At 54.9% G+C, this 16,244-nt stretch carries 13 protein-coding genes; 4 read left to right on the top strand and 9 right to left on the bottom strand.

Annotated elements, in window-relative coordinates; translation table 11 throughout:
- Positions 1 to 35 precede the first annotated feature (35 nt).
- From secF to queA, 5 genes are read right to left on the bottom strand one after another with little or no spacing between them, the layout of a single operon-like run.
- On the bottom strand, positions 36 to 1,004 hold the full coding sequence (gene secF, locus ACIP6T_RS00685) for a protein translocase subunit SecF (protein ID WP_097094737.1): 969 nt from the start codon (positions 1,002 to 1,004) through the stop codon (positions 36 to 38).
- A 10-nt stretch (positions 1,005 to 1,014) separates the two neighbouring features.
- Positions 1,015 to 2,862, bottom strand: coding sequence for a protein translocase subunit SecD (gene secD, locus ACIP6T_RS00680; RefSeq protein WP_400454809.1), 1,848 nt, complete (start codon positions 2,860 to 2,862; stop codon positions 1,015 to 1,017).
- 25 nt (positions 2,863 to 2,887) lie between these two features.
- Positions 2,888 to 3,220, bottom strand: coding sequence for a preprotein translocase subunit YajC (gene yajC / locus ACIP6T_RS00675; protein ID WP_064740429.1), 333 nt, complete (start codon positions 3,218 to 3,220; stop codon positions 2,888 to 2,890).
- A 24-nt stretch (positions 3,221 to 3,244) separates the two neighbouring features.
- On the bottom strand, positions 3,245 to 4,369 hold the full coding sequence (gene tgt / locus ACIP6T_RS00670; RefSeq protein WP_064740428.1) for a tRNA guanosine(34) transglycosylase Tgt: 1,125 nt from the start codon (positions 4,367 to 4,369) through the stop codon (positions 3,245 to 3,247).
- 31 nt (positions 4,370 to 4,400) lie between these two features.
- Positions 4,401 to 5,471 carry a tRNA preQ1(34) S-adenosylmethionine ribosyltransferase-isomerase QueA gene (gene queA, locus ACIP6T_RS00665; protein ID WP_176971251.1) on the bottom strand — a complete coding sequence of 357 codons (1,071 nt, stop codon included), beginning with the start codon at positions 5,469 to 5,471 and terminating at the stop codon, positions 4,401 to 4,403.
- Between the two features lie 182 nt (positions 5,472 to 5,653).
- Between queA and ACIP6T_RS00660 the strand changes: the two genes are divergently transcribed.
- From ACIP6T_RS00660 to ACIP6T_RS00645, 4 genes are all read left to right on the top strand, one after another.
- Positions 5,654 to 6,235, top strand: coding sequence for an ACP phosphodiesterase (locus tag ACIP6T_RS00660; protein ID WP_097094741.1), 582 nt, complete (start codon positions 5,654 to 5,656; stop codon positions 6,233 to 6,235).
- Between the two features lie 195 nt (positions 6,236 to 6,430).
- Positions 6,431 to 7,240, top strand: coding sequence for an inositol monophosphatase family protein (locus ACIP6T_RS00655; protein WP_400454806.1), 810 nt, complete (start codon positions 6,431 to 6,433; stop codon positions 7,238 to 7,240).
- Positions 7,240 to 8,481 (top strand): histidine-type phosphatase, encoded by a 1,242-nt coding sequence (locus tag ACIP6T_RS00650; RefSeq protein ID WP_400454804.1) that lies wholly within the window; start codon positions 7,240 to 7,242, stop codon positions 8,479 to 8,481. Before ACIP6T_RS00655 ends, ACIP6T_RS00650 begins: the two co-directional genes overlap by 1 nt.
- 292 nt (positions 8,482 to 8,773) lie before the next feature.
- Entirely contained in the window at positions 8,774 to 10,726 is a 1,953-nt protein-coding gene (locus tag ACIP6T_RS00645) for an acyltransferase family protein (RefSeq protein WP_400454802.1), read from the top strand.
- Positions 10,727 to 10,801: 75 nt separating this feature from the next.
- Here ACIP6T_RS00645 and proY read toward each other — a convergent pair whose 3' ends face one another.
- The 4 genes from proY to ACIP6T_RS00625 all read right to left on the bottom strand — a co-directional run bounded on the left by proY (position 10,802) and on the right by ACIP6T_RS00625 (position 16,145).
- Complete coding sequence (gene proY / locus ACIP6T_RS00640; RefSeq protein ID WP_097094744.1) at positions 10,802 to 12,157, bottom strand: proline-specific permease ProY; 1,356 nt, start codon at positions 12,155 to 12,157, stop codon at positions 10,802 to 10,804.
- Positions 12,158 to 12,224: 67 nt separating this feature from the next.
- Entirely contained in the window at positions 12,225 to 13,544 is a 1,320-nt protein-coding gene (gene brnQ / locus ACIP6T_RS00635; RefSeq protein ID WP_097094745.1) for a branched-chain amino acid transporter carrier protein BrnQ, read from the bottom strand.
- Between the two features lie 402 nt (positions 13,545 to 13,946).
- Entirely contained in the window at positions 13,947 to 15,050 is a 1,104-nt protein-coding gene (locus tag ACIP6T_RS00630) for a cobalamin-independent methionine synthase II family protein (protein WP_097094746.1), read from the bottom strand.
- Between the two features lie 168 nt (positions 15,051 to 15,218).
- Positions 15,219 to 16,145 carry a PstS family phosphate ABC transporter substrate-binding protein gene (locus tag ACIP6T_RS00625; RefSeq protein ID WP_400454798.1) on the bottom strand — a complete coding sequence of 309 codons (927 nt, stop codon included), beginning with the start codon at positions 16,143 to 16,145 and terminating at the stop codon, positions 15,219 to 15,221.
- Positions 16,146 to 16,244: the final 99 nt, after the last annotated feature.

Below are 16,244 nucleotides of genomic sequence, written 5' to 3'. Positions count from 1 at the left end.
TGCCACTGGCAGCCCGTTTACTTTTTCACGTAGCGTTAAGGCAGAATAGAAGGCTGATCGGCGCCCTCTTTTTCCACTTTCTGCACCAGCATGTGTTCGCGCTTCATACCGAGTTTCAGCGCCAGCGCTGAAGAAACGTAGATGGACGAAATGGTACCGATGGTGACACCGATCAGCATGGTCAGTGAGAAGCCTTTCAGCAACGCACCACCAAACACGAACAGAATCAGGATCATCGCCAGCGTGGTGAGTGAGGTGATCAACGTACGGCTCAGCGTTTGGGTAAGCGACACGTTAGTAATGTCGTAAGAGGAACCGCGACGAATCTTGCGGAAGTTCTCACGAATACGGTCAGATACCACGATCTTATCGTTAAGCGAGTAACCAATCACCGACATCAGTGAAGCGACAATGGTCAAATCGATCTCAACATGCGCCAGCGACAAAATGCCGCAGGTGATAATCACGTCGTGCGCCAGCGCCAGCACGGTACCGAGCGCTAAACGCCACTCAAAGCGGAAGCCGATGTAGATCAGAATCGCAATCAGTGCCGACAGCAGCGCCATTGCGCCGGCCTGCGCCAGATCGCTACCCACGCTGGGTCCAACGAACTCGACACGCTTCACGGTGGCGTTCTGTTGCGTAGTCTGACTGATGGATGCCAGCACTTTATTACCCAGTTCCGTACCGGCATTGCCGGTGGCTGGCGGCATACGCACCATCACGTCGCGGCTGCTGCCAAAGTTCTGCACCAGCGGCTCTTCAAAGCCCGCCTTCACCAGCCCTTCACGCAGCGCATCCAGATCCGCCGGTTTTTCCAGGTTAATCTCAATCACCGTTCCGCCGGTAAAGTCGAGGCCCCAGTTGAAGCCTCGCACACCAACGATGGCAATAGACGCCACAATCAGCAAACCGGAGATGATGAAAGCCAGCCGATCCCAGCGCATAAAGTCGACGACTTTACGCCCGTGATTGAGCTGCTCAATACTATATTCCTGTGCCACAACGCACTCCTCAGATAGACAGCTTGTTGATGCGTTTGCCGCCGTACACCAGGTTAACGATGGCACGGGTGCCGACGATAGCGGTAAACATCGAGGTTGCGATACCGATAGCTGTGGTAATCGCAAAGCCTTTGATTGAACCGGTACCGACCGCATAAAGAATGATGACTTTAATCAGCGTGGTGACGTTGGCGTCGACGATACTGGAGAAGGCGCCTTTATAGCCCTCATGAATCGCCTGCTGTACCGAGCGTCCGTTACGCAACTCTTCTTTAATACGTTCGTTAATCAACACGTTAGCATCGACCGCCACCGCCAGCGTCAACACAATACCGGCAATACCCGGCATGGTGAGCGTCGCGCCCGGCAGCAGTGACATGATGCCGACAATCAGCACCAGGTTACACAGCAGTGCGCTGGTCGCGATAAGACCAAACTTCTTGTAGAACACCACCATAAAGATGATAGAGGCGATCAAACCCCACAGGCAGGCTTCAAGGCCTTGTGTGATGTTCTGCTGGCCCATGGTTGGACCGATGGTACGCTCTTCTACAATCTGGATCGGCGCAATCAAAGCACCCGCGCGCAGCAGCAGCGACAGCTGGCGTGCTTCGTTTGGATTGCTGATGCCGGTGATACGGAAGCTATTGCCGAGGCGCGACTGAATGTTCGCCACGTTAATCACTTCTTCCTGTTTCACCAAAATGGCACGGCCGTTGGCATCTTTCTTACCGCTGTCTTTGTACTCCACAAACAGGGTCGCCATCGGTTTACCGATGTTGTCCTTAGTGAAGTTCGACATCATGTTGCCGCCCGCGCCATCCAGCGAAATGTTCACCTGCGGCTGGTTGTACTCGTCCATGCTTGAAGTGGAATCGGTGATGTGGTCACCGGTCAGAATCACACGTTTGTACAGCACCACGGGCTGCCCTTCACGCGTCTTCTTCACTTCTGAATCGCCTGGCACACGGCCGCTTGCCGCCGCGCTTGGGTCTACGCTGGTGTTAACCAGACGGAACTCCAGCGTCGCGGTTGCACCCAGAATCTCTTTGGCGCGCGCGGTATCCTGAATACCCGGTAGCTCCACCACGATGCGGTCAGAACCCTGACGCTGCACCAGCGGTTCGGCGACACCAAGCTGGTTCACACGGTTACGCAGGATAGTGATGTTCTGCTGAACCGCATACTCACGCGCTTCGCTCAGACGCGCATCACTCATGACGGCACGCAGCGTATCGCTGCCAACGCTCGAAATCACCAGATCGCGATGACGGGATGACAAATAGCTGATTGCCGCGTCACGGCTAGCGCCGTCACGGAAACGCACTTCTACGCCATAGTTCGCGATTTTGTTAACGGTAGTATACGGGATGCTTTTGTCGCGCAGATCACTGCGCAGGCTATCGGCATTCTGCTCTTGCAGTTTGCCCAGCGCGGTATCCATATCCACTTCCATCAGGAAGTGAACGCCGCCGCGCAGATCAAGACCGAGTTTCATCGGTTCTGCGGCCAGCATGGTCAGCCAGCGTGGCGTAGCCGGCGCGAGGTTGAGTGCCACAACGTAGTCTTCGCCCAGCGCGGTGGTGATTGCATCACGCGCGCGCAGCTGCACATCCTGAGTAGAAAAACGGGCCAGAATGGCACCATTTTCCAGAGCAAGAGATTTGCTCTCAATATTGTCTTGTTTTAATACGGACTGGATCTGATCCAACGTTTGCTCACTGGCGGCGCCACCGCGCGCACCAGTGATCTGAACGGCCGGATCCTCACCATAAAGGTTAGGAAGCGCATAGAGCAGGCCGACGAGAATCACGACGACCAGCATGATGTACTTCCACAAAGGATAACGGTTTAACACGGCAGTTCCCTTCGGGAAGAAAAAATTACAGCGCCTTCATAGTACCTTTCGGCAGAACGGCGGCCACGAAATCACGTTTAACAACTACTTCAGTGGTGTCGTTCAGGGCGATAGAAACATAGCCAGTTTCTGCCACTTTGGTCACACGGCCAACCAGGCCACCGCTGGTCAACACTTCATCACCTTTAGAGATGGAATCCATCAGCTTCTTGTGATCTTTGGTACGCTTCTGCTGCGGGCGCAGAATCATGAAGTAGAAGATCAAACCAAAGACCACCAGCATGATCACCAGAGAATACGGACTTCCCTGCGACGGTGCGCCTGCTGCGGCTACGGCGTCAGAAATGAAAAAGCTCATTAAATTTCCCTCATTGATGAATTATCAGACGTTCAGCGGAGGAACCGCTTTCCCCGTCCGTTGGTAGAACTCGCTAACAAAGTGCTCTAATTTACCCTCTTCGATGGCCTTGCGTAAACCTGCCATCAAACGCTGGTAATAGCGCAGATTGTGAATCGTATTCAGGCGTGCGCCCAGTATTTCGTTACAGCGATCAAGATGATGCAAGTAGGCACGGCTATAATTGCGACAGGTGTAACAATCACACTCAGCATCAAGCGTTGCGGTGTCATCTTTATACTTGGCATTACGAATTTTCACCACGCCATCGGTAACAAACAGATGACCGTTACGCGCATTGCGCGTTGGCATGACGCAGTCAAACATATCGATACCGCGGCGAACGCCCTCCACCAGATCTTCTGGCTTGCCGACGCCCATCAAATAACGCGGTTTGTCTTGCGGAATTTGCGGACAGACGTGCTCCAGGATACGGTGCATGTCCTCTTTAGGTTCACCCACCGCCAGGCCGCCCACAGCGTACCCATCAAAGCCAATCTCTACCAGACCTTTAACCGAGACATCTCGTAAATCTTCGTAAACACCGCCCTGAATAATGCCGAACAGCGCATTTTTGTTGCCGAGCGAATCAAAACGGTCGCGGCTGCGTTGTGCCCAGCGCAGCGACATCTCCATTGAACGCTTGGCATAATCCCAATCGGCAGGATAAGGCGTACATTCGTCGAAAATCATCACCACGTCAGAACCGAGGTCGAACTGAATCTCCATCGATTTTTCCGGATCGAGGAAAATCGGGTCGCCGTTGATCGGGTTACGGAAGTGCACGCCCGCTTCAGTGATCTTACGAATGTCACCAAGGCTGAATACCTGAAAACCGCCGGAATCAGTGAGGATTGGGCCCTGCCAGTTCATGAAATCGTGCAGATCGCCGTGCAGCTTCATGATCTCCTGGCCTGGGCGCAGCCACAGGTGGAAGGTATTGCCCAGCAGGATCTGTGCGCCGGTCTCTTTCACTTCTTCCGGCGTCATGCCTTTTACCGTGCCGTAGGTGCCGACGGGCATAAAGGCCGGGGTTTCGACAACGCCACGATCAAAGACCAGACGGCCACGGCGCGCGCGCCCGTCGGTAGTATCTAATTCAAATTTCACATTAACCTCATCAGAAAGACAGTCTGACTTTTTATGCCCCGACACTTTCGTCAGGTGCTTGTGGATTACGGGTGATGTACATCGCATCCCCGTAGCTAAAGAAACGGTACTGCTCTGCCACCGCGCTGTGATAAGCCGCCATGGTGTGTTGATAACCGGCAAAGGCCGATACCAGCATAATCAGGGTCGATTCCGGCAGATGGAAATTGGTGATCAGCGCATCAATCACCTGATAGTGATAGCCGGGATAGATAAAAATCTGCGTGTCATCGAAGAACGGTGCAATCAGCGCGTCCTGGCTGGCCTTTGCCGCGCTCTCCAGCGACCTTACCGAGGTGGTGCCCACGGCAACCACTTTATTGCCGCGCGCTTTACACGCCAGCACGGCATCGACTACATCCTGCGGCACTTCGGCGTATTCAGCGTGCATGATGTGATCTTCGATGGTTTCCACGCGCACCGGCTGGAAGGTGCCGGCACCAACGTGCAGCGTGACAAACGCCATCTCCACGCCTTTGGCTTTCAGCGCCTCCAGCAGCGGTTCGTCGAAGTGCAAACCGGCGGTTGGCGCGGCGACAGCACCCGGGCGCACGCCATACACGGTTTGGTACAGCTCGCGATCGGCATCTTCATCCGGACGATCGATATACGGCGGCAGCGGCATATGGCCGACGCTGTTAAGAATATCCAGCACCGCGCGATCGTCTTCAAAGGCAATTTCAAACAGCGTGTCATGACGCGCCACCATCGTTGCTTTGACGCTTTCGTCATCGCCAAGCAGTAACTCTGCGCCTGGCTTTGGCGCTTTCGAGGCGCGCACGTGCGCCAGCACGCGTTTATCGTCCAGCATGCGCTCAACCAACATCTCGATTTTCCCGCCGCTGGCTTTACGGCCAAAGACGCGCGCCGGAATCACGCGGGTGTTATTGAACACCAGCAGATCGCCCGGATTGAGCTTATCCATCACGTCAGTAAATACGCCGTGGCTTAACGCACCGCTTGGGCCATCCAGCGACAGCAAGCGACAACCGCTTCGCTGCGCCTGCGGATAATGGGCGATTAAGGATTCAGGCAACTCAAAGGTAAAATCGGCTACGCGCATGCTTCACTTCTTCAGGACTTAAAATCAGGCGGCATAGTCTAGCGGAAAAGCGGCAAATTCTGAACAACTGGCTGTGCTTCTGTGATTCTGCCTATACACACCATAATTCGAGTCAGTGATTCGGGTGAGCGAGAGCAGCCAGCGCACCTGTAACTTGAAGTCTGACGTGTATATAATGCGCCATGAACTTTCTCGCTCACCTTCACCTGGCGCAGCTGGCAAACAGCTCACTGCTGGGCAATCTTATGGCCGACTTCGTGCGCGGCAACGTGCAATCGCAATGGCCTGCTCCCGTGGTGGATGGCATTGCCATGCATCGCCGCATCGACGTGTTGACCGACAATCTGCCCGAAGTGCGTATTGCTCGTGAACTGTTTCGCCCTGAAACGCGCCGCGTGGCGCCGATCACGCTGGATGTGATTTGGGATCATTTCCTTGCGCTGCATTGGGATAAATTTCACCCTACGCAATCGCTGGTCGCATTCACCGCCGCGGCCGAGCGCGACATCGTGCCGCAGCTGGCGGGTACGCCGGAAGGCTTTATCGAGCTAAACGCGGTGATGTGGCGCGAGCGCTGGTTTGAGCATTACGCTGAGCCGACGCGGCTGGCGCGCGTATTAAGCGGCATGGCGCATCGCCGTCCACGCCTGGCGGCGTTACGCGATTCCTATCAGGATTTTGTCGATCACTACGATCAACTTGAACCGCTTTTCTTCCAGTTTTATCCCCGCCTGATGGCCGACGCGCGCGCGCAGCGACTGTAAGTGCAACGCCGCGTTCGCCGCTTTACACACCACGCGTGCGAAATTTCCTGCTGTCCCGCCCTGCCCTCTTGTCAGCCGCAGTCATCTGCGGCTTAATGAAGCCTTTCTTAACTTTTGTTAAGTCTGTCACACAGCCAATGCGCCATTTTTGGCGTTTGATGTTGCTTCTCCGGCCTGAAATCATAAGAGGGAAAGATGTCATCAGCTTCGCTTACCGAACTCGACGCTCGTTATCAATTCGCCCGCGATGTGGCGAAAGCCGCCGCCAGTCGCGCCTTATCCTGGTATCAGCAACGCCATCAGTTAGTGATTGAGCATAAAAAGAATCTGCAGGATGTTGTGAGCGAGGCGGATCGTAACGTGGAGGAGCTGGTCAAGCACCTGATCGATGAACGCTTTCCTGAGGATGCGGTGCTCGGCGAAGAGAGCGGCGGTGAAACCGCTAACGCACGTTTCATCTGGGTGATTGATCCCATCGATGGCACCAGCAGCTTCCTCAATGGGCTCCACAACTGGTGTGTTTCGCTGGCAGTGGTGTGCGAAAACGAACCGGTGATTGGTGTGGTATGCGATCCTAATCATCAGGAAACCTTTCATGCCTGCCGTGGTAAAGGGGCGTGGGTCAATGACCAACGCATCCATGCGCATGGCGCGCAGCGGCTCGATCAAGGCGTGCTTGGCCTTAGCAGTTCGAACAGCCAACCGATTGAACCTCTTACCCGATTGATTGGCGCACTCTTGACGCAGGGCGGAATGTTTATCCGTAATGGTTCGGGTGCATTAATGAGCGCCTGGGCGGCTGCCGGTCGCCTGATCGGTTACTACGAAGCACATATGAATCCGTGGGATGGCTTGCCAGGCATTGTCCTGATGCGCGAAGCGGGTGGGATCACCAACGATTACCTTAGCCACGACGGACTTCAGCACGGCAACCCTGTTCTGCTGGCGAATGCGGTCATTTACCCCCAACTGAAAGCGCTGCTGCCTGCGCACCAGAGCCTGTGATGGCACGCCTGTTTCTCGCCTTGATCTTCTGCTTGCTGGCGACGCAGGCAGCCGCCGACGAGCGCTATCAGCTGGAAAAAGTGGTAGAGATCAGCCGCCACGGCGTCAGGCCCCCGACGCCAGGCAATCGCAAAGAGATTGAAGCCGCAACGGCACGGAGTTGGCCGCAGTGGAATACCGCTGATGGCGATCTCACCGGGCATGGCTATGCGGCAGTTGTGAATAAAGGGCGCTGGCAAGGCGAGCACTATCGCCAACTCGGGCTGCTAACCACCGGTTGTCCGGATAGTGCGCAGATCTACGTGCGTGCCAGCCCTCTACAGCGCACGCGCGCCACCGCCGATGCGCTGGTAGACGGCGCCTTTCCGGGCTGCGGCGTTCAGATCCATCATGTGGATGGCGATATCGATCCGTTATTCCAAAGTAATAAGCTGCCGTTCGCGCAGCTCGATCCCACGCAGGAAAAAGAGGCCATTGCCGCGAGAGCGGGTGATCTTGCGGCGTTACAACGGCGTTTACAGCCCGAAGTTCAGCAATTGAAACAGGCCGTCTGCAGTAGCGATTGCGCCTTTTTTGATCGACCCTGGCAACTGCGACAGACCAAAAGCGGCCACACTTATGTGCAGGGTTTGAGCGTGCTGGCGAGCATGGTGGAAACGCTACGGCTCGGCTGGAGCGAGAATTTGCCGCTCAGCCAGCTGGCGTGGGGAAACATCACCTCGGCGCAGCAAATCAGCGCCCTGCTGCCGTTGCTCACCACCAATTACGATCTCAGCAATGACGTGCCCTACATCGCCCAAAAGCGCGGTTCAATCCTGCTCGATGCGATTGTAAAAGGGTTAGATAACCGCGCTGATTCGCCCAATACCCGCTGGCTGCTGCTGGTCGCGCATGATACCAACATTGCTATGCTACGTACGCTGATGCATTTCAGCTGGCAGCTGCCCGGCTATGCGCGCGGCAATATTCCGCCCGGCAGCAGTTTAGTATTTGAGCGCTGGCGGGACACCACCGATAACACGCGTTTCCTGCGTATCTATTTTCAGGCACAAAGCCTGGACGATCTGCGCCATCTCAAGCCGATCGATTCACAACATCCGTTACTACGCGCAGAGTGGCATCAGCAAAACTGTCGTGAAACCAAGGTGGGTACGCTTTGCCCTTATCAATCAACCCTGCAACAGTTGAACCAAGCCATCGATCGCCATGCATTAAGTACGGTGGATTACCCTCAACCCTAAGATTGATTTCAATTACGCTTAAGCTCGATAAATGATGCGGGCTTAACTTTCCTGAAAAATTACTCAAGCTCAGCGTAAGTAACGATCTCATTCCGGCTGCGACTTTTCTCCTTTTAGCTTTCTCTATCCCGGCGCCAATAAAAATAGGATATGCTGCGCAAGTCAAACATCCCTTAGTAATACTCATTTTCTCTTTTTTGCAGTTTTTTCGGCGACAGGATGCGCCGATTTATTTTTTAACGCCCTGCATTCGTCCAAGCCCAAATCATTAATATCAATTTGGATCACTATTATGACTGCGACTGCCTCTCACCGCTATCGGGCGGACATCGACGGCCTGCGTGCCGTGGCCATTATCCTGGTGGTACTGTTTCATTCCGGCGTCACCACGCTGCATGGCGGCTTTATCGGTGTTGATGTGTTTTTTGTTATTTCTGGCTTTTTAATTGGTGGGATTATTAGTAAAGAAATAGCCGAAGGGCGTTTCTCGTTTTATCTATTCTATTTGCGCCGTATTCGTCGTATCGCCCCTGCGCTATTTTTTATGATGACGATATTGCTGCTGCTCGGATTTATTCTGCTTTCACCGCTGGAGTTCAGCCAGCTGGCGAAATACAGCGTGGCGGTATTTATCTCCGTACCCAATATGTTATTGCTGAAAAGCGGTGACTATTTTAGCAGTGATTCCGATTTAAACCCGCTCCTGATGACCTGGTCGCTGGGCATTGAAGAACAATTCTATATCGTGCTGCCGTTTATTCTGCTGTTGGCGGCGCGTTTTACGCGTTCCATGGTTGGCATCGTGCTGGCACTGAGCGTGCTATCGCTGGCGGCCTGTATTTGGCTGACACCTTTTGCCAGTACGCATGCTTTTTACCTGCTGCCAACCCGCGCCTGGGAATTGGGTGCCGGCGTACTCGTGGCGCTGTGGAAACCACAGCCGCTAGAAGGTCGCTCCGCTAATCTGCTCAATTTGCTCGGCTGGCTGCTGATTATTGCCGCCAGCTTATTGCTCAGTAAACAAGATAGTTTTCCCGGCTGGCTGGCACTTATTCCCGTAGTAGCGGCATGCCTGATGATTGGCGCGCGCGGCGAGCTGAACAAACGGCTGCTGGAAAACGCGCCAATGCGCTTTATCGGCAAAATATCTTACTCCTGGTATCTGTGGCACTGGCCGCTCCTCAGCCTGGCACGCATCTGCAGCGATCGTCCGCTCAGCGCATGGCAGGGATTAGCGATCAGCAGCATAGCATTCGGTATCGCCTGGCTATCATGGCGTTTCGTTGAACAGCCATTCCGTCAGGCAGGAAGCCGTACGCGTTGGGTGATTCCGGGTTACTGTGCCTCATCGCTGGTAGCTGCTGGCGCGATGGTGCTGCTATGGCAAACTGGCGGCATGAAGTCGCGCGTAAGTGAGATAGTGGTTAACGGGGAATCGTGGAAAATTTCCGCTCAGCGTAATCCGTGCTTACTGGATTACGGTGCCAATTTCCCCTCACTGAATGCCGAGTGCCATCCCGTTACCGATCGTCCCGGCATCGCGTTGATTGGCGATAGCCACGCCGCAGCGTTACGCGCTTCCGTCGCCGGTTATGCGCTGCGTCAGCACAAGCCGTTATTTCAGCTTACCAAGGCTTCTTGTCCGTTCCTGATTGGCGCGACACGGGTGGTTAGCCAAATGCCAAAACACACTCAGCAGTGCATCGATTTCAATCAGCAAGTATTGAAAATGGTGCTCAGCGACAAGATTGATGAAGTGGTCATCAGTGCCTATTGGGCCTCGGGGATGAGCCTGCTGCCTGGCGCTGGCTTCAGGGCCATCGATCATCCCGAAAAAAGTAATCTTGAAGCACTCAAATTGGGTATGGACCAAGTGCTGGTACAACTGCGTCAGGCGGGCAAAAAAATCACACTGATTGAGGATGCGCCCTCGGTGGATGTCGATCCGCTGCGCTTCAGCAATAACCGTAATATGCCGCTTCGCCGCGAGCTGAGCGCCTGGTTGGGGAAATGGGAAACGCCGCCGCCACGTAGCGAGCGTACTCAACTGTTCCAGTTGCCGGAAGAGGCGGTTGAGACGCTCCTGAAAAGCTATCAGCAGCAAGGCGTGCGCGTGCTCTCGTTACGTGACAATCTGTGCAACCAGCAGGGTTGTATGATTACCCGCGAAGGGCTGCCACTCTATTACGACAACAACCATTTGAGTCCCTTCGGCGGCGAGATTGCGTTAGGGAAGAATTGGTAACGCGAGACGGCAAGCTTCGAAGGGCGCCATTCATGGCAATCAGGTGCGCAGAAATGCGCACCTGGAATAACAACATCAGCGCTTATGCTTTTTCACCAGCGGCCACGCCAGTAACAGCAACACAATCCACGCGAAACCGACATACAGCGACACGCGCGTATCCGGGAAATAACCAATCAATCCGATGATAAACGCCAGGAACAGCACGCCGAACCACGCCGTGGCGCTGCCGCCCGGCATGGCAAACTGCAACTTACCGGCTTCTTCTTTGCCAATCTTGCGGCGGAAAGCGATCTGCGACAGCAGAATCATGATCCACACCCAAACGGTGGCAAAGGTCGCCAGCGAGGCGATCACCAGGAACACTTTTTCCGGCATCAGGTAATTCAGATACACCGCAACCAGCATCGCCAGCATCATCACCACAACAGTGACCCACGGAATGCCGCGCTTAGAGATCTTCTGGAACACCTTTGGTGCGTGGCCCTGCTGCGCCATGCCGTGCAGCATACGCCCTACACCAAACACATCGCTGTTAATCGCTGACAGCGACGCCGTCAGCACCACGAAGTTAAGGATCGAGGCCGCGGCGGCAATGCCCAAATGCTGGAAGGTCAGCACAAACGGGCTGCCTGAGGTGCCAACCTGGTTCCACGGATAAATCGACATGATCACGAACAGCGTGCCGACATAAAACACCAGGATACGCATCGGTACCGAGTTGATGGCACGTGGAATTGAGGTCTTTGGATCGTCGGCTTCACCGGCCGTGATGCCGATAATCTCAATGCCGCCGTAGGCAAACATTACCATCTGCAGCGAAAGCAGCATGCCAACGATACCGTGGGCGAAGAAGCCGCCGTTCGTCCAGAGATTGTGAATACCGGTCGGCTGCCCACCGTTGCCAATACCCCAGAAAATCATGCCGAAGCCCGCGATGATCATAATGATGATGGTGGCGACTTTGAAGAACGAGAACCAGAACTCCACTTCGCCAAACACTTTCACACTCATCAGGTTAATGGCACCGATAATCAGCACCACGCTCAGCACCCATATCCAGTGCGGCACCTCGGGGAACCACACGCCCATGTAGATACCAAAAGCCGTTACGTCGGCAATCGCTACAATCAGGATTTCAAAGCAGTAGGTCCAACCGGTGATGTATCCCGCCAGCGGGCCGAGATAGTCCTGCGCATAGCGCGAGAAGGAGCTGGCCTGCGGATTGTTCACCGACATCTCACCCAGCGCGCGCATGATGATGTACGCCACCGCACCGCCGATGATGTACGCCAGCAGCACGCTAGGGCCCGCCATTTTGATGGCATCAGCCGAGCCGTAAAACAGCCCAGTACCAATTGCCGATCCCAGCGCCATAAAGCGAATGTGGCGCGTGCTCAGTCCGCGTTTGAGCTTATTGGTTTCTTGCATAACACTCAGTACCTTGAAATGAAAAAACCACGGGCGAGCCCGTGGTCGAAATTAACAGCAGTGTCACTTACTGATGCACAGCGACCTGTTCACGTCCTTTGGCCCGATCGACCACTGCGGCAATCACCAGCATCGCCAGTGACGGCGGCAACCAGGAGAGCCCCTGATCGGCCAGCGGCAGATGCTGGCTGAACAGCGGCAGCACATCTTTAAAGCTGGTGGTTTTAATCGCATCCACGACACCGAAAAGAAGGCTTATCAGCATGGTCGGCGCAATGATACGCGTGCTTTTATTCCACCATTTCAGGGTGAAACTCAATACCACCAGCACGATGCATGGCGGATAAATCGCCGTCAGCACCGGAATCGAGATCTGAATCAGATGGCTCAGGCCGAGATTCGACACCACCATGGAGAACAGACCCAAAATAAATACCAGCGTTTTATACGACAGTGGCAGGTATTGCGCAAAGAATTCTGCACAAGCGCAGGTCAGTCCAACCGCCGTCACCATGCAGGCCACGAAGATCAGCGCTGCAAGGAAGAAGCTGCCCATGCCGCCGAACGTCTGCTGTACGTAAGCATGCAGAATCTCTGCACCGTTGGCGCTCTGCGCCACCAATGCACCGCTATCGTTGCCGAGTTTGAACAGCGTCAGATAAATCAGCGTTAAACCGATACCCGCGATGATGCCAGCCAGCATGGTGTAGCGCGTCAGCAATTTAGCATCTTCAACACCGCGTGAACGCGCCGCATTGACGATGACGATACCGAACACCAGTGCGCCCAGCGTATCCATGGTCAGATAACCGTTGACGAAACCGCTGGAGAAAGCCGCACGCTGATACTCTTCAGTGGCCGGCGACAGGCCGCCAGCTGGCCAGATCAGTACGGCAACGCCAAGTACAATCAGTGCCAGAATTTTCAGCGGTGCGAGGAAATGGCCCACGGTATCCAGCAATTTGCCCGGATAAAGCGAAATGCCGATCACCAGCGCGAAGTAAATCAGGCTGTAGATAAACAGCGGCATGGCGCCATCGCCAGTCAGCGGAGCAATACCCACGGCAAAGGAGACGGTGGCCGTACGCGGAGTCGCAAATAGCGGTCCAACGGCCAGGTAGCAGACGGTTGCCAGCAGCAAACCAGCCGCTTTACCAATCGGTGAGCTCAGCGCATCAATGCCGCCGCCAACGCGCGCCAGCGCAATAACGGTGATCACCGGAAGACCTACAGCAGTAATCAGGAAGCCGAGAGCAGCCACCCAAACGTGTTCGCCAGACTGAATACCCACCATCGGTGGGAAGATAATATTTCCTGCGCCAACGAACAGGGCAAACGTCATAAAGCCCAGCGCCAGGATATCCTTGGAGGTTAAACGGTGTGTCATAAACTTCTGTACTGCCTGTAGCTGATGTTGCGGTGGAAGTTGGGTTCGTGTTGTCCTCTGGATGCGCTAAAACAAGGGTTTAACTGACAAGACCAGCGTGTTATACCGGTCAAAACGCCAAAGCGCAGGTGATTTAAACTACTTTTCTTCTGTTCGCAGAGGGATAAATCGACAACGGCGCAAATTAGAACGTTTATAGCGAAGAAAGGCAATACAGGATCGGAAAACCAGAAGGATATAACAAGATAGCGGCATAAAGCAGTGAATCACGGCGGATTAGCGGTAAAACACCCCAGATGATTTGCTTAAACTTTCCTCAGAGCGAAAGATCTCTTTGCATAAATCCGCCTGAAAATGCACAAAAGGCGCGATTTACGCGCCTGTTTGCTCAGGTTTACAGCATCACCAAACGCTTTTGGCGATATCGACCACCAGACGAATCTTCTGCCACTGCTGCGCTTCGCTCAGGCTGTTCCCCTCTTCCGTTGAGGCAAAACCACACTGTGGGCTCAGGCAAATCTGCTCCAGGCTTACGAACTGCGACGCCTCCTGCAGACGTGCTTTCACCTGCTGCGCGTCTTCCAGCTCGCCGGTTTTGGTGGTGATCAGCCCGAGAACCACCTGCTGATGGCCAGGCTTGAGGAAGCGCAACGGTTCAAAGCCACCCGAACGCTCGTTATCATACTCCAGATAGAAGGCATCAATATTTACCCCGCCAAACAGCACTTCGGCCACCGGTTCATAGCCGCCTTCAGAGATCCAGGTTGAACGGAAGTTGCCGCGACACACATGCAGCCCAACGGTCAGATCTGCTGGTTTGCCTTCCAGCGCGCTGTTCAGTACGTGAGCGTAGATGCGCGCCAGTTCCTGTGGATCTTCACCCCGTTCACGGATCTGCTGCTGCTGTTCGGTAGAGCACAGATAGGCCCACACCGTGTCATCCAGCTGCAAATAACGGCAGCCTGCGTCGTAAAACGCTTTGATAGCATCTTTGTAGGTTTGCGCCAGATCGGCGAAGTATTGCTTAAGGTCGGGATAAACCGTGGCATCAATCACCTTACGGCCGCCGCGGAAGTGCAGCACGCTTGGGCTCGGAATGGTCATCTTCGCCACCGCATCGCCCGCAATGCTTTGCAGGAAACGGAAGTGATCCAGCATTGGGTGATGCGGATTAAAAGCCACTTTGCCGGTGACTTTCACGCCGTGGGCTTTGGTCTGTACGCCATTGAATTGAATGCCCTGCTCCGCCTCGAACAGCTCAACGCCGAGCAGATCGCCGAAGAAATCGAAGTGCCACCATGCACGACGGAATTCACCATCGGTAACGATTTGCAGGCCATTGGCGCGCTGCTGCTCGACGACATTGCGGATTTCACGGTCTTCAACCTGACGCAGTTGGTCAGCATTAATTTCACCTTTGGCGAACTGCTCGCGCGCCTGTTTGATAGCGGCAGGACGCAAGAAACTCCCCACGGTATCGGCACGGAACGGGGCTTGAGCTGGCATCTTCACTCCTTTAACCCCACGTATAATTACGACAGGGTATAATTTCATTGGGTTATTTTAGCCATCTGGATGGCTACATGTCCAAGAAGAGTGCCACGCTATGCTCATCCCGGCAATAGAAGAAATTTCAGCTCACATGAAGGAATTTCATGATCAGATGCACGTTCTTTAATTTCCTTCAACGGCGGCACGCGCCTGTGCCATTTGGCTGTCCGATAACGGCAGATAACCGGCTTCGCTCACCCGTCGCTGTCCTTGTGGTGATAGCACCTGATGCAGGAAGGCATTGACCAGCGGCGGTAAGGGTTTGCCCGGCGCTTTATTCACGTAGATATACAGCGGACGCGACCACGGATAACGGCCGCTACGAATGGATTCGGCATCCGGCATCACGCTTTCGCCCGCCGGCGTATCCACCGGCAGCATTTTCACACCGCTGAGATGAAAGCCAAAGCTAGCGTAGCCAATGCTGTTCGGTGTGGCGGCGACGGCCTGTACCACCGCTGCGGAACCGGGAAATTCAGCGACATCCGCCCGAAAATCGCCTTTACACAGCGCCTGCTGCTTAAAGAAACCCCAAGTGCCTGAAGCGGAGTTGCGGCCGTAGCGCTGAATGCTGCGCGTCGTCCATGCGCCGCGACTCAAGCCGAGATCGCCCCAGTGCTGCGGCACCTGTTGCGCGCCACACAGTCGGGTAATGGAAAACAGCGCATCAAGCTGCTGCGGCGCGATGTGCGACAGCGGATTGTCCTGATTAACGACCACCACCAGCGCATCCATCGCCACCGGAACCGCCAGCGGCGGGTAGCCGTAGCGGGCGATAAACAGCTGACGTTCATCACTCTGCATCGGACGGCTCATCGCCCCCAGCTGCGCCGCTCCCGCCGCCAGTGCGGTAGGCGCCGTTGAGGATCCCGCCGCCTGTACCTGCACGTTCACACCCGGTGACTGGCGGCTGAAATCTTCCCCCCACAACGTCATCAGGTAACCTAGCGTATCCGATCCCACGCTGCTGAGATTGCCCGTCAGCATAGTTTGTTGGGCGTGCGCTAAAGCAGAGCAAAGCAGCAAGCAGGAGAGCAACAGCGATTTCATGAGTGGTTCCGCAATTCAATAAGGGCTCTATTCTGTCGCGGCGCGATTTATCGCGCAATTAAATGCGTCATGGCAGCCAGCGAGGCGCGAATAGGTCGC

Source organism: Pantoea sp. NPDC088449 (assembly GCF_044753225.1).
Classification (GTDB): Bacteria; Pseudomonadota; Gammaproteobacteria; order Enterobacterales; family Enterobacteriaceae; genus Pantoea; species Pantoea floridensis.
This window is presented reverse-complemented; position numbering and strand designations above follow the sequence as displayed.